The following is a 25,188-nucleotide window of genomic DNA, read 5'->3' as shown; positions in this document are numbered from 1 at the left end:
CCCACACTACTTATTTATGATGATACTAAAAGACTTCCTACACTCCTCAAAAGAATTTACTATAAGTGCGGCTTTTAACATCTCTTCTAAAACCGAAATAACTGAAGCATCATTGAGACATTGTCCAATATCTCCAGGGATATCGCCTAGTCGGTTTTCCAAAACTTTTTTCACAAAATCACGAGCATTTTCTAACGCTCCAATTTCCTTGCCTATTTCCTTACCAATTTCCTTACCGCGTTCGATTCCTCGTAACTCCATATTACTCATTAAAGGCATGGTTCTTTCCTCTTCAAATTGTTTGATTTTACTTTCTAAACTTGACTGTAATTCAGGGGATAAAGTCATCATATTGTCGATGATTTCAAACAGTTTAATTATCTGTTCTCTCTCGAACTCCTTTTCATATAATCCCCTGATTAACCTCCACTTCCACTGTTCCCGTTCTGGCAGCTTCCCAGTAGTCGCTTTTGTTTTCAGGTGTGCCATGACGATTATAGCAAAAGGATTGCTACTTGTTTCCAATTAGTCACTGATAACTGATAACTGGTAACTGATAACTGAATAGAGTTTGTCAGCGAAACGTTTTTTTGTCTTTGCTGAAGCGGTAATCCGTTTGAGTTCTTTTTCTAGGGATTCGGGAATTTTTGTCCAATCAATCAATTGGTGAACTTCGGGAAAAAAGAAGCATAAAAACGCTTCAAAATACTCGCTTAATGCTTCTTTCCAGGGTTCATCATAATTGGCGGTTGTTTGGTTCATAGCAAGTCGCTACCAATTGGAAAGTTAGGCACTCATCTAAATCTATTATTCCCCATAAATATCATCAATGCCACTTGTCGTCACAAAACTTCCCATTAGAGCAACCTACATCTACATCTTTGTCCTGTAGGGGCGAAGCATTCGGATAAAAAATCTACGGTTTCACCGATAGGTTATTGCCCGAATGCTTCGCCCGTACTTTTTGCCGCAAACCCTAGATAGAGTCCTATAGCAGCGGGCAGACGGCAGTATTTCCGCCGCTTTTGCCCCCTTTTAGAGAGATTCTTCGCTCACGGAACCATCTTCTTGCACCCAGGCGAGATTTTTAATCATCCGATCGCGGGCATAGGTACGAATTTGTGCCTCGCTGCGACCACCTAAATCGATCGCCACTCTCAGATTAGGATCACCGTTGCGAAGGGAGCGAGCTTTACTAAAAGTCGCTATCTGGGCGTTATTACCCAAGGGGATAAGTAACCAGTCGAGGGGAGGAGCTTGACTGGGTAAAGTCTGCCCTGATAATAAACTTTCGTGCAGTTCTTCGATATTCAGGGAAAAACCGATACCCGGAGCCGATTGGCCCTGGGGATGAAAAACGCCCAATAATTGATCATAGCGTCCGCCCTGGCCTAAAATACTGAGATTTTGCTGGTGATCACTAACCGCTTTAAAAACGATGCCAGTGTAGTAATCAAAGGTTTGAATCAGACTTAAATCGAGAATTAGGGGGAAAGGACTAGAGCGATCGGCATTAAGCAGCTCGACTAGGGATTTAAGGTTATTAACGGCTTTTTGGGCTGATTCTTCCTGGGCTAATACTGCCACTTGTGCGAGGACATCCTCAGGATTACCGCGCAGGTGAAATAATTGTCGGGCTTGCTGCCGGAGAGTTTCGTTGGGATAGGGAAGATTTTCGAGGCTAACGTAGTCGAGGAGGGCTAAACAGCGTTTCACCTGTTCGCGTAAGGGAGCCGGAAAGGGAGAAAGTAGCGAACGAGTCAAACCCGCTTCTCCTAAAATAATCTGCCAGTTAGGGACGGACAAACTATCGAAACAGTCGGCCAGGAGCAGTAAAATCTCGGCATCAGCTAGTAAACCGCCAGAAAAGAGCAGTTCTACCCCCGCTTGATAGAATTCCACTTGACGGCCGTGATAACTGGCGCTAGGGCGACGAAAAACGTTAGCCCGATAACAGAGACGTTGGGGATAGGACTCCCCACTCATGCGGGTGACGGCACTGCGGGCAATGGAAGCGGTTAATTCAGGGCGTAATCCCGATAGTCCTTGACTATCCCCGTGGAGTTGGATCACGGTGCTGGGATCGATCGTACCGCCTGCGGTGAGGGTATCGAGCCATTCAATGGTGGAGGTGACGATCCTTTGATAGCCCCAACGCTGAAAGACAGACTGAAGGCGATCGTTAATCCAGCCTTTTTGGGTAACTTCTAGGGGTAATAAATCCCTTGTCCCCGCCGGGGGTTGATGAATCATGGGAGTTTGCTAATCAAAATCGGTGGCACTGGTCAGTCCTATTTCTTTTTACCACCAAATCGAGACCAAAAACCGTCCTTGGGATCTCCTTCCTTTTTTTGTCCCTTCTGGTCTTGCATTTCAGTATTAGGATTAACTACTTTTTTATCTAGTTCCCGTTTGCACCTAATCACCGCCGCATCTTGGGGGCTGGCTTGCCAAGCGCGATTGATATGAACCCTGGCCATGGAGAGTTGATTTTGTCGCAGGTAGGCTAAACCGAGCAGGGCGTGACAGACGCTATTATCCGGTTCTTCCCGCAGGGCATCGCGCAATTCTCGCAAAGCTTGGGCGGAATTATTTTGGTCAAGAGAGGCTTGAGCGCGGCGAATATAGGCTTCTAGGGGCGATTCCTTGCCTTTAGCCTGGGCTGCCGTGGTGACAGCCGCTCCCACTAACTCGGACTGGTTAGTATTGCCCTGGGAGACAAAGACTTTCGGGGGGGCTTTCTTGTTGCCCCGACCTTCGGTTAGGATCAGATAAACCAGATTGAGTTCACTGAGTTGGGCGATTTTCTCATAGGCATTTTCTAGGGCGGTATATTGATCGATCGCCAAAGATTGCAGGATTTTTTGATAGGCTAATTCATAGTTAGCGCTAGATTGGGCTAGTTTTCTAGCCGGTTCGCTACTGATGGTAATTTTACTCAAATCTCTCGCCATTGCCTTGCCCATTTGTGCTAAAACAAGCCGGAATTCTTCCCGAGATAGGTCACGGCTAAGATGTTCGTAGGCGGGGTTAACTAATTTTGCGAGTAACTGATTAGCCTGTTCCCTTTCGGCGGGGGTGTGAATGCGACAGGTATCGGGATGGAGTTTATAGGCAATTTTTAAGTAACGCTCGCGAATCTTCTCATGTTCGGCATCGATCGAGACTCCTAAAATAGCGAAGTGATCGATTAAATCAAATTGAAATAACCCCTGGGAAATTGGAAAAGGCATACAGCGGCTCCTAACTCTAATCAAAATGATAATCGCAATAAATATTAGATCTCCTGCAAAAATCAAAAATCTTCCGTTAGGTGAGTAGAATCCGAGACAGGAGACTCCAAGACAGGCGGAGAAAAAAGGCAGAGGTTTTAGAGATTTTTTTGACCCAATAGCGGCTCGAGAACTTACTTTTGCAGGAGGTCTATGAAAAGAATTAAAACTGAAAGCTCCAAGAGGCCGCTTTTTGCAGAGCTTGGCTTAAGGGGGTGTGAATCTGTCCGTTAGTGGCCAGAATTCGCCCGGTTTCTATCAGAAAAGGACTCTCATCGTAGGCGCTAATTTTACCGCCAGCTTCTTCGATCAGAATAACTCCTGCGGCCAGATCCCAGGGATTAATCCCTCGTTCCCAATAACCATCTAAGCGCCCACAGGCCACATCGGTTAAGTCTTTGGCAGCAGAACCGCTGCGGCGTACTCCTTGGGTCAGATGGGTCAGATAACAGAATTCGGCATAATTATTATCGGAGGTTTGACAGCGATCATAGGCAAAACCCGTCACCAGTAAACTTTTTTCTAGTTCACTCGTCCGGGAGACATGGATGGGACGACGGTTCAGGGTGGCCCCCAAACCCCTGGCAGCCCGAAATAGTTCCTTTCTAAAGGGGTTATAGATGACTCCCACTGCTGCTTTCCCTGCGATCAGTAGTCCGATGGAGACGACGGATACGGGATAACCGTGGGCATAGTTGGTGGTTCCATCGAGAGGATCGATCGCCCAGAGATACTCGCTGTCCGTCCCTGGCAGTTTTCCCGATTCTTCTGCTAAAATCCCATGTTCGGGAAAGTGACGGCCAATAATTTTGAGAATTTCTGTTTCTGCTCGACGATCTATTTCCGTCACTAAATCGCCCGATCGCCCTTTTTCTTCTATTGTCTCGATTTTACCCCAATTATCGAGAATAATTGTTCCCGCTGCTAGGGCGGCTTCGCTGGCAATGTCTAGGTATTTTTCTAATTGGCTGCTGGTATCTGGCACGATTAATCCCTAATCTATTCTTCATCTAAGGGTAAACCAAAACGCACTTTCCCACGGGCAAAAAAGCGACCGAATTGTAATTCATAGACTTCATCCTCGTCTTGGGTGGCTACTTCCATATCGCTACGGGCATAACTGACACAAAGTAAAGCATAACCTCTGGCTTTTAATTCCGGCGATAGTCCGATCGCCTCTGGTTGGTGGATATCTCCTGATAATACCCTGACCGCGCAGCTGGTACAAGCTCCATTGCGACAGGAAAAGGGTAATTGATGACCCTGTTTTTCCAGACTGTGCAGTATATAGTTATCCCCTGGAACGGTGGTGACAAATTTTTCGCCCGTCTGACGATTGTTAACGGTGATTTGATGATATTTAGTCATAGTTTAGTTAGGCGGAAATTATAGATGCAATTTAGATAGTTCTAAATTTAGGGGCTATTTTGGTCGGCAGTACCAATTATATCATAAATCATTGCTCAAATAGTCATCATCTTTACTATTATCCTTGATAACTGTTAACTTTTCTTGGGTCACTTGCTAATTTTTATGGCTCTTGAAAATTCATCTATTTTAATCTAACTGCACCGTCGATAATTGAGATTTCCTGGGAGCCAATTTGCACGATCGCATCTAATCCCTTACCGATAATTTTAACTGCTGGGGGACGACTTTTCTGTACGGTCATCACCAGAAAAAATTCCTCGCTACCTGTGGCTAAAATGCGCTCACCTGTATTAGTTTTCTCGACTTTTAAAGTCACGGGAGTGATAAAAGTTCCCTGCATATTTGCCCGATTTTGAGTAATAGTAAAACTATTTTTTCCGAGAGTGACATTTCCCTGTGTATTCATCACCCAAGTTTTATTAATAAATTCTGGTTGATCGACTTTACCTAATAATTGATCCATCAAGACGAATAATCCGGGGGAACCGGAGGATAGACTGTAATCGACGGCGAAAGAGCGAACTAGAGCGACTCCTGCCCGTGGATCAGCCCCTTTAACCCTAATTTTATCAGTTTTTAACGTAATTACTCCCGAACCATCGGGACTAGATTGAAAAGATATCGGTTTTGCCTGGGGCCAAGGTGGGTTTTTCGGGAAAATAACGGTATTTTCTGAGTTCCAGTCGCCTTTTGATCCCTCAAAACTCGCCCAATGTCCTCCTAGTCCCCAAATTCTCACACTAGCGACATCGGGAAAAGACCATCCCCCCACAAAAGGTTGCTGTTTGAGATAGATACTAGCGACAAAATCCTCTTCATTTTGCCACCGATTACGAAAAGTATAAAATCCCTTTTGTTGATCAACTAAAACGCGGGAAAGTTGGCGATCAGGATTTTCGGGAGTAAGATTAGATGGATAAGCAGCGAGAAGAAAAGGGGCAACATGGGGATAATGGGGGTGAAAAAGTTGTTTTTCTTGACCTTGTAATCGCCATTTTAGCGCTGGCAGCCAAGATTTATCGGTAATTCCCAATCCGATAGTTAATAAAGACACTCCTAAAAAAGTCTGATGTCTACCGTAGGCAGGAATCAATAATTGACCATTTTTAGGGACAATTCTGGTTAAATAATGGGGGATCAATTGGGCTGCCGAGGAACCAGTTACTAAGTCTAATCCGAGACTATTTCGATACCCTTGCAGAAAAGGAAAAACAGCGAGAACCATGGGTTCGGTGGTGTATAGATCTCCTTCCGTGCCAAATCCTTGATCGCCGATAGCTGTGGTAAAATAGCGTTCTAGGTGACGTTTCGCCATTTCCACCTGTGCAGAGGGATAATAGAGAGAATCGGGCGGTACATCTTCCTTGAGAATCGCTAAACTGGCTAATCCTGCCGCACCTCTGGCCCGCGCATTCCAGTTACTAACTGCGTTTCCATTCCATCCATCTTTGGGTAAACCACTGAGAAGTTTTTTACTTTCACTGAATAACCAGCCAGTAATTTCCCGTTGGCGCTTTTCTCCCCAAAGATCATAACAAAGATCGTAGGCGAGAGCGACTCCAGCAACAATTGGCGATTGTTCTAAGATTCTCCTTCCCCGATTTTTACGGGTTTTTTCGATAATTTCCCAGGCGATTTCTGCTGATTTTCTATCTTGATTTAAAATTGCTAAAAAACAATGACCTGTGGCATGATAACCCCCATTAGGCACATAACCATCGTAATAAATTTTTTCTTGTAAACTGTTGTTTAATTGGGCGATAATAGTTTGACCGATGGGAGTTTTCGCTTTTTCTCTGAGATTAGTTAATTCTGACTTGCGAAAGATTAAACGGGGATGTTCTCGCGGTTGTAGGGGTTGGTGATTAGGAACAGGATTAGGCCAAAAAGGGGAAATTGTGCCATTAACTTGGTTTTGTAGTCTTCTTCCCCCTAAAGTGCCTTGATAACTGCCGATAAGTTGGTCTTGGTAGGGGACAATTTCGATATTATAGATAGCTTCCCTGACTTCCCCTTGCCAAGGGTGAGTTTGAATGTTCATTTTCACCTGTAATCGCCAAGCATTGTCTAATTTAATCGCTTTTACCGTACCTTGGTGATCCACTTCTTTATTGAATTTGAGCGCGTATCCCCACACCGACGGCTGACAAACAGCGTGATCGCAGCTTAAATCTAGGGTAAGATTTTGATAAACGGGTTGATCTTGCCACAGTTTCCAAACACCATTTTTCAGGGTTAAACGAAGGTTGCCGGTTAATAATTGCGGATCTATGGTTTCTTGACTAGGTGCGCTTGTACCACCTAGCCAAAGTAAGGGAATTGCCGCTAAAAAAGGAGATATTTTCATATCAAACAAGCGAGGGGAAATATAAGGTATTCTAGGAAGAATAATTTCCAAATAAATTGGTAAAATCGGCTGATTTCGCTTTTATCTTCTAAATTTACCCCGCGACTACGCCACCAAAGAAGAAGTAGTAGGAGCAGATGGGCGACAATGGCCAGAGGAGAATTAATTCCCCTTATCCCCAAAAGACCGACGGCAATCATCCCTGCATAACATAGAGAAATTGTCAATAGGGAAATTGTTAAGATTTTTTCTGGGCCGAGCAGGAGGGTAAAAGTGGTAATTTGGTAAATGCGATCGCCTTCTAGGTCAGGAACATCCTTAAAAATAGCGATCGCAACGGTGAAAACGAGAACAAAAGCTGTTAAAACCCAGACCGAGGGATAGATAGACTGATTTTGATTAATAACTGTGTTGTAGTGGCGAAAAAGACCTAAATTGACGATGACACCCCGGACGGTAAAAATACAGAAGGCTGCCCAGAGGGGAAAGCGTTTTAAACGCACTGGTGGCAAGGAATAGGCAGTACCGATGAGTAAACTAATCCCCACGGTGATTAACAGCCAAAAACCACCGATAAAAGCCAGTATAATTGCTAAAATACCGCTTAAACCCACGATCAACCGTCCTGTTAACCGAGAAAATTCGCCCTTGGCTAGGGGAAGATGAGGTTTATTGATTTTATCGATGTCGATGTCTTCTAACTGATTTAAACCGACGATATAGACATTACCCGCGAGACAAGCGACCCAAGTGAGCAATAAAACCGACCAATGGCTAAAAAAATCGCTAATATTGCCTAAAGCAATTAAATAGAGACTTAAAACACTGAAAGAAGTGCCGATAATCGTATGGGGACGGGAAAATTTCCAGAGACTCCCTAACCAGTGGAGAAAGTTAGGCCGGGGATGGTTAACTGGAAGAAAAGGAGCTTGATTCATCGGACCTCTTGCTAAAAATCAAAAATTGTCGTGGTTGGTGAGGAGTCAGTAGTCAGTAGTCGGTCGTCAGGAGAATTGGGAATGAATAATAATCAATTAAATGGTCTATTTAGATATTTTATGCCACTTAATCCTTATTTTTGACTTTTTTAAACCCTCAAAAATCAATTATGCAAGAGGTCTATCAAAAAAAATCAATCCGAGGACAAGTAATCTGTTAAAATGATAATCCAGACTCAAACCCTGGGGAGAGGTGGCAGAGTGGTTGAATGCGGCAGACTCGAAATCTGCTTTAGGGTAACACCTAACGTGGGTTCAAATCCCACCCTCTCCGTTGAACTGATAATTTAGTGCTGTCGTTCTCAGCCATAATTTCTTGTCAACTATCTTAAGGGATATAGCTTTGTCTTGGGTGGTTTCCGACTGGTGACTAAATTTAGACAACAAAAATCGACCCTGATTGTTAAGAGCAAAAGCTTTTCCACTCTCCCCCACTTCTTCACTTTTTCATGGCCAGGGTCAAACCATCACCAATAGGAATAATACTGATATTTACCCGTTCATCCTGCTGAATTTTGGCATTAAGTGAACGGATAATTTTGGTGCGATTATCGGTGCTATCGGCCGCCGCTACTCGTCCCGACCAAAAAACATTATCGATGGCGATAATTCCGCCGCTTCTGACCAATTGTAACGCCCGTTCGTAGTAGGGATCATAATTACTTTTATCGGCATCGATAAAGACAAAATCAAAACTATTACTTTCTCCCCCGGCGATTAATTGATCTAAAGTCTCCAGGGCCGGGGCAATTCTTAAATCGATTTTATCGGCGACACCGGCCTGCTGCCAATAACGGCGGGCTATACTGGTATAGTCTTCGCTCAGATCACAGGCGATGAGCTTGCCTTCTGGGGGTAAAGCTAAGGCCACCACGAGAGAACTATAACCGGTAAAAACCCCGATTTCTAGGGTTTTTTTCGCCCCGATCGCCTGTACCAGAAAAGCCATAAATTGACCTTGTTCGGGGGCAATCTGCATGACTGCCAGGGGTTGAGAGGCAGTTTCTTGACGTAATTGAGCTAGAATAGGAGACTCTCGCAGACAGATAGATTGATAATAGGGATAAAATTGTTGATCGAGTCCAAGAGTTTGATTAGCCATAAAAAAATTGCTAGTGGATGGAGTTATCGGGTAAAATTCTGGGTAATCTGAAGCTAGAGAGAGCGTATTGGTTGACCAAAAAGGAAGACTTGGCAGGGAGCAAATCATGATGAAACCCGACTCGGATCATCTCTTTAACGAAGATCTCGAACAGTTGTTAGAGAGTTTAGAAGACAAAGACACCGACGGTGACCAGGCTCTAGACGAACTGAGCTTTTTATGGGAGCAGAGTTCCTCTCCGGCGGCCAGAGCCGAGGCCTCTCTTGGGCAAACCCCGTCTTCCTTGACCTCGGAAAGGGAATTAGAGGAACTTTTTGGCGATAGTATCAATTGGGAAGAATCCGCTGGACCGGCTCCCAAGTTAGAACCGGAAGATGGGGATGATCTCGAATCTCTGCTGCTGGAAAACCAGGCGGTCCGGGACTCAGAAGCAATTATAACCATCGGCCACCCCAATTTTTACGACAGCCTCGAAGACTTAGAAACTTTTCTGGAAAAACCCACTCCACCGGGGCAATCGCCACTGCCGGACATCTTTGAATCCCTAGAAGTCCTCCTCTGGGAATCCACAGCAGTGGACCGGGTGGCTGCGGCGGAACCTCTGCAAGGGTTAGAATCACTGGAAATTGCCCCAGAAAGCCCACTAGAGGATGAATTCAAGGATTTAGAAAAACTCCTCGAAGAAACCAATCAGGTGATGGCAGCAAATCCGGCCGCCAGTGTCAGTCCACCAGTCGGGTCAAAAAACCTGCGTCCCCTTGTCAGTAAAGCTTTTGAACAGACGATGCGGGTGCCGATCAAACAATTGGATAACCTCAGCAATCTGATCGGGGAACTGGTGGTTAAACGCAATCGCCTTGAAGAGGAACAGGATCGCCTGCGTCTCTTTTTAGATAATTTGCTTAACCAAGTCCAAAATCTCAGCGATGTGGGCAGTCGGATGCAGGATCTCTATGAAAGAACCCTCCTAGAAGGGGCTTTACTGGCTAGTCGCAATTCCGGCGGTACCATCGGTTACGGTAGAGTTAAGGGAGAAAATCAGGGCAATTCGGCTATGACCGGCGAACTAGATGCCCTAGAGATCGACCGTTTTACCGATTTCCATTTATTATCCCAAGAGATGATCGAATTGATCGTGCGAGTGCGAGAATCGGCCTCTGATATTCAATTTGTCGTCGATGAAACCGATCAGGTGACGCGCAGTCTGCGACAGGCCACCAACCAACTACAGGAAGGGATGACCAAATCGCGCATGGTTCCCTTTAGTCAAACCGCCGATCGCCTACCCCGGGCAATTCGCAATATTTCCCTGAAACTCGATAAACAAGCCAAATTAAAAGTGGAAGGGGGTGATGTTCTCATCGATAAGATGATCCTCGAACATCTCAATAGTCCCATGACCCATCTGGTCAACAATGCGATCACCCACGGCATTGAATCACCCCAAGAACGCATGGACAAAGGGAAACCTGCCCTCGGTACCATCTCTGTCCGGGCATTCCTACAGGGCAATCAAACCGTGATCACCGTTAGTGATGATGGGGCCGGTATTGATGCCGATCGGGTTAAACGCAAGGCGATCGAAAAAGGACTGATCGGCGATCGGGAAGCTGAACACCTCAGTCCCCAAGAAGTCTATGAACTCCTCTTTCACCCCGGTTTTAGTACCAAAGATCAGGCCGATGATTTTGCCGGTCGTGGGGTGGGTTTAGATGTGGTGCGGATCTGTTTAATCGATGTGCGCGGGACCGTTACTATTGACTCGGTACTGGGCAAAGGAAGCACTTTTACTATCCGTTTACCCCTAACCCTGAGTATCTGTAAGGCCCTCTGTTGTGTTAGTAATCATGCGCGCATCGGTTTCTCCATGGACGGAGTGGAAGATATGAAGGATTTCCGGGCCAGCGATATCCAAATCGATAGGGAGGGACGGCGCTGCGTTTTCTGGCAAAATACTTTACTACCCTTCCAACCCTTGAGCGAATTGCTTTCCTACAATCGGCAACTAAGTCGCGGTAGTTTTTACACCGGCAAACAGGAGGAAGACTCTTTTTCGATCGTGATCCTGCGCGGTGGTAATAATCTCCTCGCGGTACAGGTGGATCAAGTGATCGGTGAACTGGAAATCGTCATCAAACAGATCGAAGGACCGATTCCGAAAACGGCTGGGATTGCTGGGGCGACGGTTTTGGGCGATGGTACGGTGATGCCGATCGGCGATGTGTTAGAGTTAATCGACATCGCCAGGGGTCGTCTGCGTGCCGATAACGGTAGTCCTTGGCACCAACCTCTCCCCCCTGTAGCGGTGGAAACTAGCCAAAAATCGGGGGCTATAGTTCTGATTGTCGATGATTCGATTACTGTCCGCGAATTGCTCTCTTTAAGCTTTAGTAAAGCCGGTTATCGTGTGGAACAGGCCCGGGATGGTCAAGAAGCTTGGGAAAAATTACGCGGCGGTTTGCCCTGTGATATCGTTTTCTGCGATATCGAGATGCCCCGCATGAATGGCCTAGAATTACTGTATAATTTGCAAAAAGACCCCCGATTAGCGTCGATTCCCGTGGCTTTATTGACTTCCCGAGGAGCGGAACGTCATCGTCAGGTGGCGGCGACATTAGGGGCTAGTGGTTATTTTACCAAGCCCTACACGGAAAGAGATTTACTCTCGGCAGCTGAAAGAATGATTGCGGGGGAAGTGTTACTAGCTAATAGTATTAAAGCGACTCCTAATCAGCCTTTATCCCCCGATACAACGATTATTGACAGTCATCACCCTAATTTTTGGGCGCAATCCCCTCCTCGGGTCTTGATTGTCGATGATTCGGTAATGGTGCGGGAAATGTTAGCGATTTCTTTGGGTAAAGCTGGTTATCGCATCGAACAGGCCCGGGACGGTTTAGAAGCATGGGAAAAATTACGGGCCGGATTAGCTTGTGATCTGATTCTCTGCGATATCGAAATGCCTCGCCTGAATGGGTTAGAATTGCTCTCTCGTCTGCAAGAGGATGAACAACTTCAGGGGATACCAGTGGCGATGATTACCTCGCGAGGGTCGCAAAAAATGCAGCATCTCGCCGCTGCTAAAGGGGCAAAAGGTTATTTTGTCAAGCCCTATATTGAGGATGTGTTACTGTCGGCAGCCCAACGTTTAATCGCTGGTGAGGTGTTAATCCAAAAACAAAGTCCCGCGGATTAAGTTCAGTTGGAGTTAAGTTTTATCGAGGAGAATTTCCACTAAGGTTTTTACCGTTGTCTCTAACTGTTCGACGCGCTGCTCTAAACTAAGAGAAAGACCGGGAGGTTTTAAACCATGAATCGCTTGCAAAAATGCCTCCCATCCCTTTGAGCATTTAATATTGTAGGCTTCTTTATAGGCTTTATAGGCATTATTATAGTTACCGTAAAGGGAGATAATATCATCTTTAGTTAAATTTCCTTCAGGCAAAGACTTATGGGCAATATTCAAATTATGATCGCTTAAACTATTTAAAACTTCTTGCAAGCGGACAGTCAAAGTGGCCGTAATTCCGTAAACTTGGGCGGCATTTTTTAGATCCTGCTGGTGCAAATCTTCTAGGTTAGCAATTAATTTACTGATTCTAGACATGATTGATTTTACTCCTTAACTGATTTATTTATCTAGCAAAGATTTGTTGATATTTGACTGACCACTCCCCATTTGTGGCCGGTCAGGATCGGAGGGCAAGTTATTATCGATCGAACCAAAATCTTCCCAGTTATCATCGAGAAATAGAGATTTCACTAAAGTCCATAAAATAGTTAGCTTTCCATATACAGACTTGGTACTACGGACATTATGGGCAGCCACTTTTACTTCCATTTCGATCTGCTTTAATTCAGCAATAACTTTCTCTCTCTCCGCCGTAATTTTGGCTTTTTCTTCAGTTAAATTCCGCATTTCTGAAGTTAAAGAATCTAATTCTTTTTGCAGGTCAACATTAGTGGCAGATATTTCAACAATTTGGTCTTTTAAATGACTGTTATCATCTCGATATTGCTGATTCCATCGTTTATATTGTCCTTGAGAGCTTCGCAGGGACTTAATTACAGCAACAGCTTCTTGTAACTCCCGATTATCTGGATAATTTCTGGCTAGTTTATAGAGAGAATCTACTCGATCGTCGATATCCATTTTTATCTACCTCTTTGCCTAGATAATCTTATGATACCCAAGCTGAACGATAAAATTAACCCGAAGAACCAGCCTTTTGGAAAATCATTAAATGTTGTTGGGGCAAAGTCTCGATGATTTCTTCTGGCAGTAAACCGATAGCGGCCATTTCTTTTTCTACCTGTCTGCGGGTCATTTTATGAAGGGCCTTGATGGGAATCAGGGGATTTTCACGACGGTATTCTACTAATACCACCCTACCATCGGGTTTTAAGGATTTGACCAGATTCTCCATCATCTCGCGGGGAGAGGAAAACTCGTGATAAGCATCGACCATTAAAGCTAAATCGATCGCATTTATAGGCAATTTGGGATCGGTTTCTGTGGCGAGAATTGTGGTTATATTCTTCACTTGATTTTCCTTGGCTAAAAAATCAATTGCCCCTAACATTTCCGGTTGCACATCGACAGCGAAAACTTGTTCTACTAAATTCGCCATAGGAAAACTAAAATAACCTGTCCCCGCGCCGATATCTGCCACTAGGTCTGTGGGTTTTAAATGTAGTGCGGTGATCAGATCATCGGGTTTTTCCGTGAACCGGCGACTAGGACGTTCTAACCATAACATTTCTTGGTGTCCCATGACTTTAGCGATTTCCCGTCCTAGATAAAATTTACCGATACCATCGCGACTATGAAGCGATCGAATCTGATAATATTCCCCTTGCGCTAAAACTGAAGCATCGTAGGTAAAATTTAATAATCCGAAACTGCACCAAAGCAGCACTAGGCAGGTGACGATAATAAGAATTCGTTTGATCATCATTAGAAACCCAGTGAGGTATCATTGAAATTAGCTGCCGATCATTGTACAGAGACATCTTAACAGAAACACCTAATCAATAGACCTCTTGTAAAAATCAAAAATTGTTGTTAGGGTTAGGAGTCGGTAGTCGGTCGTCAGGAGAATCAAGAATGAATAATAATCAATTAAATGGTCTATTTGCAGATTTTATGCAATTTAATCCTTATTTTTGCCGTTTTTGAACCCTCAAAAATTAATTGTGCATTAATCTATAATAAATCGGATACGCCGATTAAAGGTCTTCGTGACCTGATTCAGCCAGAGATGATGATTATAGCAGTTATCTTAATGGTGAGCTATGGGGTTTTGGTTTTGGGGAGACTCCGGGACGATGCCCTATCCGGTTATACTTCATATTTATGAAAAACGCTGTAATCAGGGTGAGGGTTTTTGCTTGTTGTAGTCACTGCTTGTCAATTTACTTGACAATTCTGGTAGTTTTTGATAACGTCTTGGTAGAATGTCTGTGGTTTTCTGCCAGCCAGGGGACGGTTTATATCAAGGATTATCCTATTGTAAGCAATCTTCTCGGCTTTCTAGAAAACATTGCTAATTAACCTGAAATTTATGGGCATCTTAGATGAGCAATCTTGAGTAAAAGTGATTTGGTATTTTTTTGACATTTTAACCTCACAAAAATCTTTTGTCCTGAGGAGGTCATTTTGATCTACTATCCTAAAACCAGAAAGAAAATAATCAAATAAATAAGCACCATGAATCAAGCTGTGAACTGGAAAAAAACTGTTACCATTTGCGATCCTTCAATACAATAATTAGTCTGTTGAATTCCATGCTAAAAACTGAACAAATCCAAGTCATTATATCGAAATTTAAAGATCCCACTCTCTGGTTACTATTTTCTCTATCGGCAATCATCTTGCTGTGGAAATTAGGACAGAGGAGTTTAGAAGATTGGGATGAAGCTATATATGCACAAATTTCTAAAGAGATTGTACAAAATGGTGACTGGATAACGCTACATTACGGATATGTGCCTTGGTTTCATAAACCCCCCCTATTTATCTGGTCAACCGCTGCTTTTTTTCAATTATTTGGGGTTGACGAATTTTGGGCAAGAGCCGCTTCGGCTTTATCGGGAGTCGCCTTAATTGCTATTATCTATTTAATTGGTAAAAAAGTTTATGGATATTGGGCGGGAGTTTTTGCCTCGTTGATTTTGTTAGCAAGTTATCAATTTGTCAATTCTGCTCGGTTTGGTACCACCGATATGATGCTGACATTCTTTCTATTTCTATCACTTTACGGTTATCTTCATCTTGGCCAAGGCAATCAAAAATGGTGGTATTTTATTGGTACTGCTTGTGCCTTGGGTTTTATGGTTAAAGGTTTTGCTGCCATTGTTGCACCAGCTGCAATTATGATAACGCTATTAATTGAAAGGCAGTTATTAACTACTTTTAAATCAAGGCATTTTTGGCAAAGTATTGTGTTAGCTACCTTGATGATTCTTCCCTGGCACTTAACAGTGCTACTACAGCATGGACAGGCTTTTTTGGGGAAATACTTAGGTTATCATGTAATTGAACGGGCAACCCGCCCCCTCGAGGGAAACAGTGGAGACTTTCTCTCATATTTCCGAACAGTTCTTCAATCCTTTTTTCCTTGGGTTTATCTAATTCCTTTTGCATTTATCCTCAGTGTTAAAGATACTTTAAAGCCCCATAGCTCGTCAAGAGTTCTAATCGTTTTCTTTCTGGTGGTTTTTGGTCTATATAGTTTGGTATCAACCAAATTAAGCTGGTATATTCTTCCCCTTTATCCGATTTTGGCAATTTTTATCGGTTATTTATTTCAAAAGGCACAAGCTTCTTCTACTGCTCGTTCGTGGATATTGATTAGTATAGCAACTGTAGCTTTAGTTATTTTCCCTTTAACACCTCTCAAAATTGTTGGTATTATCAGTCCTTCAGTTAAACAGATAGTAGCAGTCTTCTGTTTTGTGATTGCTGCCACTCTACTTGTTCTCATTTTACTGAAAAGGCTTACTCCTAGGTCGGCGACTATTTTACTATTTGCAGTTTTTGTCTTTTCTGGAATCAGAGAAGTTAGAGGACTTTATACTGCAAGAGTAACCCCCCTATCTGCCTTAGCACAAGTGGCAGAGCAAGAGGATTTTAATAAGAAAAATCCCTTAATAATTGCTAAGTTATCTGCTGATCTTAATCATCCCAGTGCCTTATTTTATAGTAATAGACCGATTTGGTGGGTGAGGAGTGCCGAAGAACTTAAAACTGCCGTCAATAGCGATAAAAATCATGAAATTATTATGAGTAAAGAAGATTTTGAGAATTTATCTTCCGACTATGAAATTCAAGTATTATCTGAAAAAGCTAGTCTAGTTTATGCTAAAATTTATCCTAAGAAATTTTCTGAAATAAATAATTAAAAAATCTATTTTATAGATAATAATTTATTTAATTCTGTAGCTTGAGATTGCTAAAATACAGGATTAGATAATGAGGAAAAATTTTAAAATCTTCTGCCTGCCTGATCATGAATATACTTGTTAGTCTTGCTCGATTACATAGAAAACAACTTAGTTTCGCCCTTCTGGTGTTTTTGATTATAGGTAGCACTTGGTTAGCTTTCTTATTCGCTCCAGAAAGAACAAATGATGGTCTTGTTCATTTATTTTGGAATAGTTTTTGGGCAGAGCAAGTTAAGTCTGGAGATTTATTCCCAAAATGGTATGCTCAAGGCTATGGAGGCTACGGAAATGCTGCATTTTTATTCTATCCTCCTCTTTTAAGATATGTAGCTTTTCCCTATCATTTGCTCGGATTTTATCCAGTTGTTGCTCTAAGATTTACGGTGCTAACTATTTTACTCATCAATATAATTAGTGCCTCAACTCTAGCAATGTATTTATTCAAAAAAAAGAGCATAGTTTACTATCAACTAATTATTATTTTAGCAATTAATCCTTACCTATTTTACTGTTTATTTTGGCGCGGAGCATTAGCAGAATGTTTAGCCATTGCTTTAATGCCTTTTTTTATTGTCGCTCTTTTAAAAATATCGAATGTAATTACTTTCGCCAATGGTTTAGCGCTAACAATCACAACTTCTTTGATAGCACTAGCTCATCTACCTAGTCTGATTATTATATTTTTTCTGTTTGGTATTTATTCGCTAATTATACTGTTTAAAAATAGAAATTTTCGAGATTTTTGCTGGCGGATTCTCTTTTTTATCATCGGCATAATTGTTTCTTTTCCTTACCTAATTCCTGCGGTTTTTAATTTAAAGGAAATTCGTCAACCGATAGGAACTTCCCTGGGTGATTGGGTGGCTTTTGGTAATAACTTTTATCAAAATCGACATACTTTTATAATTAGTCTCATTTTCAGCATCTATCTAATTATCTATATCTTAAGTATTCGATCAGTTTGGCAGAGAAGAAACAAGTTAGAAAAATTTGATTTTGATCCGGTTGCTCTCATAGTTTTATCGGGCCTGAGTATATTGATGATTTCACCTCTTTCTTTACCACTCTACAAAATCATTTTTCCCTTGCAAAAAATCCAGTTTCCCTTTCGCTTTATTGCCGTGGCAGCGGGCCTAGTTTCTACTTTGGCAATTCTCTCTATTTCTGTGAATTTTAAACAGTTCAAAAAACGCCTTTTAGTCAGCTTGTTAGTCATTGCTAGTTTGTCTATTCCCCATTACCTTTTATTATCAAGTGTCCTAACTCCTCTTTACCAAGATTCCCGGGCCAAAGAACAACTCAACAACTTAATTACTGCAAGGATTAAACAGCCATCTTATCAATCCCAAAGAACAGCAACGGCCAATTTGTTACCAGTAGAACCAATTAAAGTCGGCGGTAAAGGATTTAATCTAGCAGCTGGTCTCTTAATTGTTCCAGATGTAGTAGATTATCTTCCGGCTGCCCTCAGTCAGAAAACACCTTTCTGGAAATTTCAAGGTAATACCGTTTCTCCTGCTCAAGGTTATCAAGACCATTATGTTCGCAATGGTGACGGTCAATTAGCTATGGTCAAAGCTTCTTTATATAATCGTATTTGGGATTGCGAAATCGTTTCAGATACTCAGGTTGATCTGGGAATTACTTATTTTAGTCGCTGGCACTTTGAAACTAATCCCAAAGGAATGATTAGCAGTCAGGGAATCTCTCAGGACGGCTTATTTACTCTGCAATTAAAACCGGGAAAATACCAACTAATTGCTCAATATCGTGCTTAACTAAAGGGAAAAAAATAAATTCCCCGTCCGGGACAGGGAAAAAATCTGTCTTGATCAACAAAACAATTAATCCAAAAATCCCATTAAAGTTTCGGGATCATCGATTTCATTGGAAGCAACGGGACGATTACCCATGACTGTATAGGTTTCGCTAATGTGCAGATGACTAAGAGCGATCGGACGATTGCCAGAAATCGCTAGAGTGCTACTGACTTCCATACCACTAGAGCCGACAGGACGCAATCCACCGACGGAAGAATAGGTACTAACCACTTTCAGATGGCTAACTTCCACGGGACGGCCTCCGGGTAACATTTCATCTTCCGTGAAGTGAAGATGGCTAGTACCAACAGGACGATTTTCGGGTAAGCGATGTTCAGGTTGATAGAATTTTAAGGCTTTGGAAGCCGATTCAGCGTTGTTTTTCACCGAAAGGGCGACCACTTCTTTATCCTTGGCGGTTTTAGCCGTAGTAGCTTTACCGCGTGAGCTGCTGGTCTTTTCTTCTGTGGTTGCTGGGGTTTGAGTCCCGTTCGTTTCTAGATTTTCCACCGTCATAACCTGATACTCCTTTCCGTTAATAGCTTCGGGGAAACGATAAGATTTAAGTTTAGGGTATTCTCGAAGACTTTTAATCTTTTTTTAAAATCCTCTCTAATATTAAGATACATCTTTCTTTCCCAAAACCCTATAAGTGTTGGTAATTTGATTGATAATTTATTTTGCCTGTTCTCTACACCTAGCCGCTAATGTCCGCTTTTCAACTACAAGCACCCTTTCAACCCACCGGGGATCAACCGGCAGCGATCGATAAATTAGTAGATTCCCTGCAAAACCGGCAGCGTTTCCAAACCCTCCTAGGGGCAACTGGCACCGGCAAAACCTTCACCATTGCCGCTGTGATCGAAAAAATCGGCAGGCCTACCCTCGTCCTCGCCCATAATAAGACCCTAGCCGCCCAATTATGTAACGAATTGCGGCAATTTTTCCCCAATAACGCCGTGGAGTACTTTATCAGCTATTACGACTACTATCAACCGGAGGCTTATATTCCCGTCAGCGATACCTACATCGAAAAGAGTTCTTCGATTAATGATGAGATCGATATGCTGCGCCATTCAGCCACGCGCTCGCTGTTTGAACGCAGGGATGTGATCGTCGTCGCTTCCATTAGTTGTATTTATGGTTTAGGAATGCCTGCGGAATACCTAAAAGCGGCGATTTCCTTAACAGTTGGTCAAGAGTTCGACCAAAGGCAATTATTACGGGCCTTGGTGTCAGTGCAGTACAATCGCAATGATTTGGAGTTAACTCGCGGTCGTTTTCGTCTGAAGGGCGATATTTTGGAAATTGTTCCCGCTTACGAGGATCGGGTTATTAAAATTGATTTTTTTGGCGATGAGATTGAAAGTATTCGTTATCTCGATCCCCTGACGGGGGAAGTTTTGCAAAAATTAGAGCGAATTAGTATTTATCCGGCCCGTCACTTTGTTACCCCGGAGGAGCGTTTAGAGGTGGCTTGTCGGGATATTAAAACCGAGTTAGATAACCGTTTATTGGAGTTAGAAAAAGCGGGCAAATTACTGGAAGCGCAACGTTTGGATCAGCGGACTCGTTATGATTTAGAAATGTTGCAGGAAGTGGGTTATTGTAATGGCGTAGAAAATTATTCGCGGCATTTAGCGGGTAGATTAGCGGGGGAACCGCCGGAATGTTTGGTGGATTATTTTCCCCAAGATTGGTTATTAGTTGTGGATGAATCTCATGTTAGTGTGCCGCAAATTCGCGGGATGTATAATGGCGATCAATCACGAAAAAAAGTTTTGATCGATCACGGGTTTCGTTTACCCAGTGCTGCGGATAATCGTCCTTTGAAGTCGGAAGAATTTTGGCAGAAAGTTAATCAATGTATTTTTGTTTCGGCCACTCCGGGAGATTGGGAATTAGAACAGTCAGAAAATCGCATTGTTGAACAAATTATCCGACCGACGGGAGTTTTAGACCCTGAGATTTTTGTGCGACCAACCGAGGGACAAGTAGATGATTTATTAGGGGAAATTAAGGAGCGAGTGCGTTTAAATGAACGGGTTTTGATTACCACTTTAACTAAACGCATGGCGGAAGATTTAACCGAATACTTGCAAGAAAGGGGAATTAAAGTTAGATATCTACATTCAGAAATTCAATCAATTCAACGGATTGAAATTATCCAAGACCTGCGAGAAGGGGTCTTTGACGTGCTGATCGGGGTGAATTTGCTTCGCGAGGGGTTAGACCTGCCGGAAGTGTCTTTAGTGGCGATTTTAGACGCAGATAAGGAAGGATTTTTAAGGGCTACTCGCTCTTTAATTCAAACTATCGGCCGGGCTGCTCGTCATATTCGCGGTCAGGCAATTCTTTACGGAGATAATCTCACCGATAGTATGATTAATGCGATCGAAGAAACCAAGAGACGACGCGCTATTCAACAGGAGTATAATCAGAAACATGGGATTATTCCGCAACCGATTGTTAAAAGGTCAAGTAATTCAATTTTGGCTTTTCTGGATATTTCCCGTCGCCTAAATTCCCAACAATTAGAGCAGGTTTGTGAGAATATAGAAGAGCTTTCTTTGGAACAAATTCCCGAGTTAATTCAACAACTAGAAGCGCAAATGAAAGAAGCGGCGAAAAATCTAGAATTCGAGTCAGCAGCTAAATATCGTGATCGGATTAAGCAATTACGAGATAAGTTATTAAATCATGTTAGATAAACCTATGACTAGATTTATTCATGACCAGTTTGCCAAAGATTATCTCGAAGAATTATTATCTTCTCTGGGAGAGGTAAAATCGGCACGGGTTGTACGAGGAGAAGTACGAGAAATCGATGTCTGGTTTTCACCCCAGATTCTCGATAATAATCCTAGAGAACTGCTGGGATTACTGGGAAAAATGGCGATTAATCCCTGTTTATTTGAACCCTTTCGTAATCCTGTCACCGCTACAGAAATTAGAACTTGTCTGTTAAAACTATTGGAAGTGGAAGGGGAAATTAATCGTCAAGCAAATCGTCAGAAAACGAATCTTAACGATGGGGAAATCCCCCGTCTCTGGATTTTGACTCCCAGTGCTTCCTCGCAACTGTTAGGAGGATTCGGAGCTAAATTAGATGAGGAGAATTGGGGGGAAGGTATCTATTTTTTGGCTCCCTCTTTACGCACGGCAATCACCGTTATCCATCAATTACCCCCAACAGAAGCAACTCTCTGGTTAAGAATTTTAGGCCGGGGAAAAGTACAAGCAAGGGCGATCGATGAGTTAGAATCGTTACCAGAGGACCATCCTTTTCGGGTAAATGCTCTAGAATTATTATTAAACTTGAGAACTTCTTTAACTAACGATCAAGAGCTTGAACAGGAGGACAGAGAGTTAATTATGAGATTATCACCTTTATACACTTCCCGTCTTCAGGAAGAACTGGATGCTGGCCGTCAACAAGGTCTTCAACAAGGTCTTCAACAGGGTCTTCAACAGGGTCTTCAACAGGGTCTTCAACAAGGTCTTCAACAGGGTCTTCAACAGGGTCTTCAACAGGGTCTTCAACAGGGAGAACGTCTGGTGATAGAAAATTTATTGAAAGCTCGTTTTGGTAGTTTAGACCCAGATTTGTCCCTAATCATCGATCGCATTTTATTATTACCAGTGGAGGAGTTTACCCCTTTAATAATTAATTTATCTCGCACAGAATTAATTGCCCACTTTTCTAATTAAAAGCATAACTCAATCCTTTGATGATACTGGATTTTAAAATTGGCTGATTAACCAGAGCAGGCAATTTTCTGGGCAAATTCGGGGATATTGAGGATCGTTCTGGAACCAGCATCAGCTTTCTTGCTAATTTGTGGGCAATTAGCGGCAATTTAGCTCTGATCACCTTGAAATAGCTTTTCTAAAGCTTCCTTCAAGGTTGGTTCCATGACAATTTTATTTTGATAAGCAACTGTTACTCTAGCGATTGTCGGGACACTATTTTGGTCTGCCACTAGATACAAAGGTTCTACATAAAGCAGCGATTGTTCAATGGGAATAATTAATAGGTGTCCTTGCAAAACTTTAGAACCGTCCCGATTCCAAAGGGAAATCTGTTGAGAAATATCTGGATCTTGGTTAATTAAAGCCTCAATTTGATTCGGTCCGTACACTAACCTTTGTTTAGGAAATTGATAGAGTAATAACTTACCATACTCTCTATCGTCTGAACGCGCTGCCAACCAAGCGATTAAATTTTGCCGACTAGAGGGAGTATAGGGATGGAGGAGAATAAATTCTTCTTTGTCGGAATCGGGCAGTTTCATGATTAAATAATAGGGTGATACAGCCTGGGGTTCCGTGCCGTAAATTTCTAGGGGAATTTCCCATTGATCCTCCCGATTATAAAATACTTGCGGATCGGTCATGTGATAGGTTAATAATCTTTCCGCTTGGGTACTAAATAAATCTTCGGGGTAACGGATATGACTGCGGAGAGTTTTCGGCATTTCTGCTAAAGATTTAAAGAGATAGGGAAAGATTTTACTCCACGTCTGAATAATTGGATCATTTTCATCGGCAACATAGAAATTCACCGTTCCATGATAGGCATCCACTACCACTTTCACCGAATTGCGAATATAGTTAAATTTATCTTTTCCTGGGTCAGAATAGGGATAGCGATCGCTGATAGTATAAGCATCAATAATCCAATGTAATTTACTACTACTATCGCCCACATCTGCCGCTACTAAATAGGGGTTGCGATCATAATTTAAAAAAGGGGCGATAGTTTGCACGCGATTTTGGATATCACGACGCATTAATAGGCGAGTTTCGGGAGTAAAATCTTGGCTAAATAACATTTGCCAATCCCGCAGATAAAGGGCAAATAGCCAACGTCTCCACCCCGTACCCACTAGGATTCCTCCCTTGCCATCGTAGGTATTATAGACATTTCCATCCCCGCTAGGAAAATCCAATTCTTCTACGGTGGTGGGAGTCATCACATAATTATTAGTTAATTCCCCGTAGTAAATGCGGGGTTTACCAATGGGAATACTATAATCAATTAATTCGCTAGAGGTTTGTAGGGCCCCTTCGTCTTTATTTGTGCCGATATCTTTGACAAAATAGTAGGGTAAACCCCCGGCAGCCACTAAATTAACCGGGGAAAGAGTGAACCCATAACCATGAGTATAAACTAGATGTTTATTCACCCAAGTATTAGCAGAAGTGGGAACCGCACTATAATCTAATTCTCTAGCGGCAATAATTGTCTGTTGTTTTTCAGATATTTGACGTTCCTCGATTTTTTCAGGCAGTCCTACGCGTACCCGATAGCGATCGATATCAGCATCGGGGAATTTATAATATAAGCGAATTTGCTGTAATTGTCGGTTAGTTTCTAGCAGTGGTTTGGTGTCCCAAAGACGAATATTGTCGATAGTTAGATGATTTCTCTCTAAAACTTCGGCATTTAATTCGGCCTGTGGATCGAAAACTTGGGCATCAATTCTATCTAAGGAAAAAGCCGCTCTTGTGGATTGAATACTTCTTTTAATGTAGGGTCTTTCTCTCACTAATTCATTCGGTTGTACGATTATTCTTTGTAATCCTCCACTGATAATTGTGCCACTTATCCAAACAATTAAATAGAGAAATACAGGAACTAAGTAGGGGGAAAATACCAACTTTTTCTTGGCTGTTTTGTATAATTTGCGACGGTCTTTTTTACCAAATAATGCTTTTTCTCCTAACCATAGACAGGTTATTCCTGCAATAATTCCCAGAATAATTTCAATAAATTGACCAACATGAACATCGATATAACCCGCACCATAAACTACTCCTTCGGGAGAATAAAGTAGCAGGTAACGCTGAATAATATGGTGTAATACTAGCAGCCCCATTAACCCACTCCACAGGGCGTACAAATGACGCAGTTGCGGACGGGAAAACCCCGGAAATGTTCCCAGAGAAAGACTATCGGCCGAAAAAAGATAGGTTAAACTAACAGCAAAAAGAGTATATATTCCTACACCACTGAGCCATAATTCTAGTAACTGCCACAGGGGTAATTGAAAGATGTAAAAACCTAAATCATTACCGTATTGAGGATCGTTAATATTGAAAGGAACACCATAAAAATATTTTAAAAAGTTCGCCCACTGCCCAGCAATAATAAAAGATAGCATTATAGTAAATACTATAGATATTATTCGCAAGAAATCCTCGGTTTTAATTAATAATCCCAAGACTAAAACAGCGATAATTAACCCTTGCCAAAGATTACTGGAAATATCGGTTAATACTTGCCTAATCCAAACTATTTCCAGAGGAGAACTTATGGAAGAACTAAGGTTAGGAAGATTAAAATCTGGTGTCCAGAGACTGAGGGCTAGTTTACTGTAATACAATAACATTGACCCGATCCAAGCTCCAATTCCCGTTGCGATAATCAAAAGACTGAGTAAATTAATACTAGGAGATTGAGGACTAAGAGGATAACTATCTTCTTTGGGTTTTTGCCAACGAAAACGCTGGGCTAAACGTAAATTAGTAAAAATAAAGAGTAGAGAAAGAATCGCACTTCCCCAACCTAATCCTAGTTGCCAAGATAATTGTTTCAGGAAAGTGTTTAAATAACCCATCTCGGTAAACCAGAGGCTATTGGCTACCACTAATATCCCCAACTGCCCGATCACAAGGCAGCCGAGAAACAGTAGAATAGGTTTAGCGATCGAGCTTCGGTTATGTCTGATCAGCATAAATAAAGTGATAAGGGAGAGTCTTTTTTCAT

General features: G+C 42.4%; 20 protein-coding genes and 1 tRNA gene. 7 read left to right on the top strand and 14 right to left on the bottom strand.

Going from position 1 to position 25,188, the window contains the following annotated elements; all coding sequences use genetic code 11:
* Positions 1-6: 6 nt before the first annotated feature.
* From IM456_RS23285 to IM456_RS09720, 8 genes are all read right to left on the bottom strand, one after another.
* Entirely contained in the window at positions 7-489 is a 483-nt protein-coding gene (locus IM456_RS23285; RefSeq protein WP_216645595.1) for a hypothetical protein, read from the bottom strand.
* A 36-nt stretch (positions 490-525) separates the two neighbouring features.
* Positions 526-762: a hypothetical protein gene (locus IM456_RS23280; protein WP_061431623.1), complete on the bottom strand. Its 237-nt coding sequence runs from the start codon at positions 760-762 to the stop codon at positions 526-528.
* 273 nt (positions 763-1,035) lie between these two features.
* A complete protein-coding gene (locus IM456_RS09745) occupies positions 1,036-2,253 on the bottom strand; it encodes an ATP phosphoribosyltransferase regulatory subunit (protein WP_149985845.1) in 1,218 nt (405 codons plus the stop codon).
* A 38-nt stretch (positions 2,254-2,291) separates the two neighbouring features.
* The gene (locus IM456_RS09740) at positions 2,292-3,233 is read right to left on the bottom strand and encodes a J domain-containing protein (RefSeq protein ID WP_149985846.1); all 942 of its coding nucleotides are present in this window, start codon (positions 3,231-3,233) and stop codon (positions 2,292-2,294) included.
* Positions 3,234-3,435: 202 nt separating this feature from the next.
* Complete coding sequence (locus IM456_RS09735; protein ID WP_287691487.1) at positions 3,436-4,257, bottom strand: inositol monophosphatase family protein; 822 nt, start codon at positions 4,255-4,257, stop codon at positions 3,436-3,438.
* 14 nt (positions 4,258-4,271) lie between these two features.
* Positions 4,272-4,640 (bottom strand): 2Fe-2S iron-sulfur cluster-binding protein, encoded by a 369-nt coding sequence (locus tag IM456_RS09730; RefSeq protein WP_287691489.1) that lies wholly within the window; start codon positions 4,638-4,640, stop codon positions 4,272-4,274.
* Positions 4,641-4,824: 184 nt separating this feature from the next.
* Positions 4,825-7,050, bottom strand: coding sequence for a hypothetical protein (locus IM456_RS09725; RefSeq protein WP_287691490.1), 2,226 nt, complete (start codon positions 7,048-7,050; stop codon positions 4,825-4,827).
* The gene (locus tag IM456_RS09720; protein ID WP_287691492.1) at positions 7,047-7,988 is read right to left on the bottom strand and encodes a homogentisate phytyltransferase; all 942 of its coding nucleotides are present in this window, start codon (positions 7,986-7,988) and stop codon (positions 7,047-7,049) included. Before IM456_RS09720 ends, IM456_RS09725 begins: the two co-directional genes overlap by 4 nt.
* A gap of 247 nt (positions 7,989-8,235) precedes the next feature.
* Here IM456_RS09720 and IM456_RS09715 point away from each other — a divergent pair.
* A tRNA-Ser gene (locus IM456_RS09715) sits at positions 8,236-8,322 on the top strand.
* A 165-nt stretch (positions 8,323-8,487) separates the two neighbouring features.
* Here the strand turns inward: IM456_RS09715 and IM456_RS09710 are convergent.
* Complete coding sequence (locus IM456_RS09710) at positions 8,488-9,150, bottom strand: class I SAM-dependent methyltransferase (RefSeq protein WP_149985849.1); 663 nt, start codon at positions 9,148-9,150, stop codon at positions 8,488-8,490.
* Positions 9,151-9,256: 106 nt separating this feature from the next.
* Here IM456_RS09710 and IM456_RS09705 point away from each other — a divergent pair, with 106 nt between their 5' ends.
* A complete protein-coding gene (locus tag IM456_RS09705; RefSeq protein WP_149985850.1) occupies positions 9,257-12,346 on the top strand; it encodes a hybrid sensor histidine kinase/response regulator in 3,090 nt (1,029 codons plus the stop codon).
* Positions 12,347-12,358: 12 nt separating this feature from the next.
* Here IM456_RS09705 and IM456_RS09700 read toward each other — a convergent pair whose 3' ends face one another.
* The 3 genes from IM456_RS09700 to IM456_RS09690 are packed head-to-tail and all read right to left on the bottom strand — an operon-like array spanning position 12,359 to position 14,105.
* Positions 12,359-12,757 carry a hypothetical protein gene (locus tag IM456_RS09700; protein WP_149985851.1) on the bottom strand — a complete coding sequence of 133 codons (399 nt, stop codon included), beginning with the start codon at positions 12,755-12,757 and terminating at the stop codon, positions 12,359-12,361.
* Positions 12,758-12,781: 24 nt separating this feature from the next.
* Positions 12,782-13,303, bottom strand: coding sequence for a hypothetical protein (locus IM456_RS09695; protein ID WP_002760827.1), 522 nt, complete (start codon positions 13,301-13,303; stop codon positions 12,782-12,784).
* Positions 13,304-13,358: 55 nt separating this feature from the next.
* Positions 13,359-14,105, bottom strand: coding sequence for a class I SAM-dependent methyltransferase (locus IM456_RS09690; RefSeq protein ID WP_502845912.1), 747 nt, complete (start codon positions 14,103-14,105; stop codon positions 13,359-13,361).
* Between the two features lie 401 nt (positions 14,106-14,506).
* On the opposite strand from IM456_RS09690, the gene IM456_RS09685 reads away from it, so the two are divergent.
* The 3 genes from IM456_RS09685 (at position 14,507) to IM456_RS09675 (ending at position 18,374) form a co-directional block, all read left to right on the top strand.
* Positions 14,507-14,704, top strand: a complete 198-nt coding sequence (locus IM456_RS09685) for a hypothetical protein (protein ID WP_287691497.1) — start codon at positions 14,507-14,509, stop codon at positions 14,702-14,704.
* 233 nt (positions 14,705-14,937) lie between these two features.
* Entirely contained in the window at positions 14,938-16,554 is a 1,617-nt protein-coding gene (locus IM456_RS09680; RefSeq protein WP_287691499.1) for an ArnT family glycosyltransferase, read from the top strand.
* A 107-nt stretch (positions 16,555-16,661) separates the two neighbouring features.
* A complete protein-coding gene (locus tag IM456_RS09675) occupies positions 16,662-18,374 on the top strand; it encodes a putative glycosyltransferase family protein (RefSeq protein ID WP_287691501.1) in 1,713 nt (570 codons plus the stop codon).
* 66 nt (positions 18,375-18,440) lie between these two features.
* Here IM456_RS09675 and IM456_RS09670 read toward each other — a convergent pair whose 3' ends face one another.
* A complete protein-coding gene (locus tag IM456_RS09670; protein WP_008197799.1) occupies positions 18,441-18,932 on the bottom strand; it encodes a hypothetical protein in 492 nt (163 codons plus the stop codon).
* A 191-nt stretch (positions 18,933-19,123) separates the two neighbouring features.
* Here IM456_RS09670 and uvrB point away from each other — a divergent pair, with 191 nt between their 5' ends.
* Both uvrB and IM456_RS09660 read left to right on the top strand, forming a co-directional pair.
* Positions 19,124-21,127, top strand: a complete 2,004-nt coding sequence (uvrB, locus tag IM456_RS09665) for an excinuclease ABC subunit UvrB (protein WP_287691503.1) — start codon at positions 19,124-19,126, stop codon at positions 21,125-21,127.
* Between the two features lie 4 nt (positions 21,128-21,131).
* On the top strand, positions 21,132-22,127 hold the full coding sequence (locus tag IM456_RS09660) for a flagellar assembly protein H (RefSeq protein WP_287691523.1): 996 nt from the start codon (positions 21,132-21,134) through the stop codon (positions 22,125-22,127).
* Positions 22,128-22,276: 149 nt separating this feature from the next.
* Here IM456_RS09660 and IM456_RS09655 read toward each other — a convergent pair whose 3' ends face one another.
* Positions 22,277-25,156 (bottom strand): UPF0182 family protein, encoded by a 2,880-nt coding sequence (locus tag IM456_RS09655; protein WP_287691505.1) that lies wholly within the window; start codon positions 25,154-25,156, stop codon positions 22,277-22,279.
* Positions 25,157-25,188: the final 32 nt, after the last annotated feature.

The sequence above is a fragment of the Microcystis sp. M079S1 genome (assembly GCF_020246425.1).
In the GTDB taxonomy this organism is placed as follows: domain Bacteria; phylum Cyanobacteriota; class Cyanobacteriia; order Cyanobacteriales; family Microcystaceae; genus Microcystis; species Microcystis aeruginosa.
This window is presented reverse-complemented; position numbering and strand designations above follow the sequence as displayed.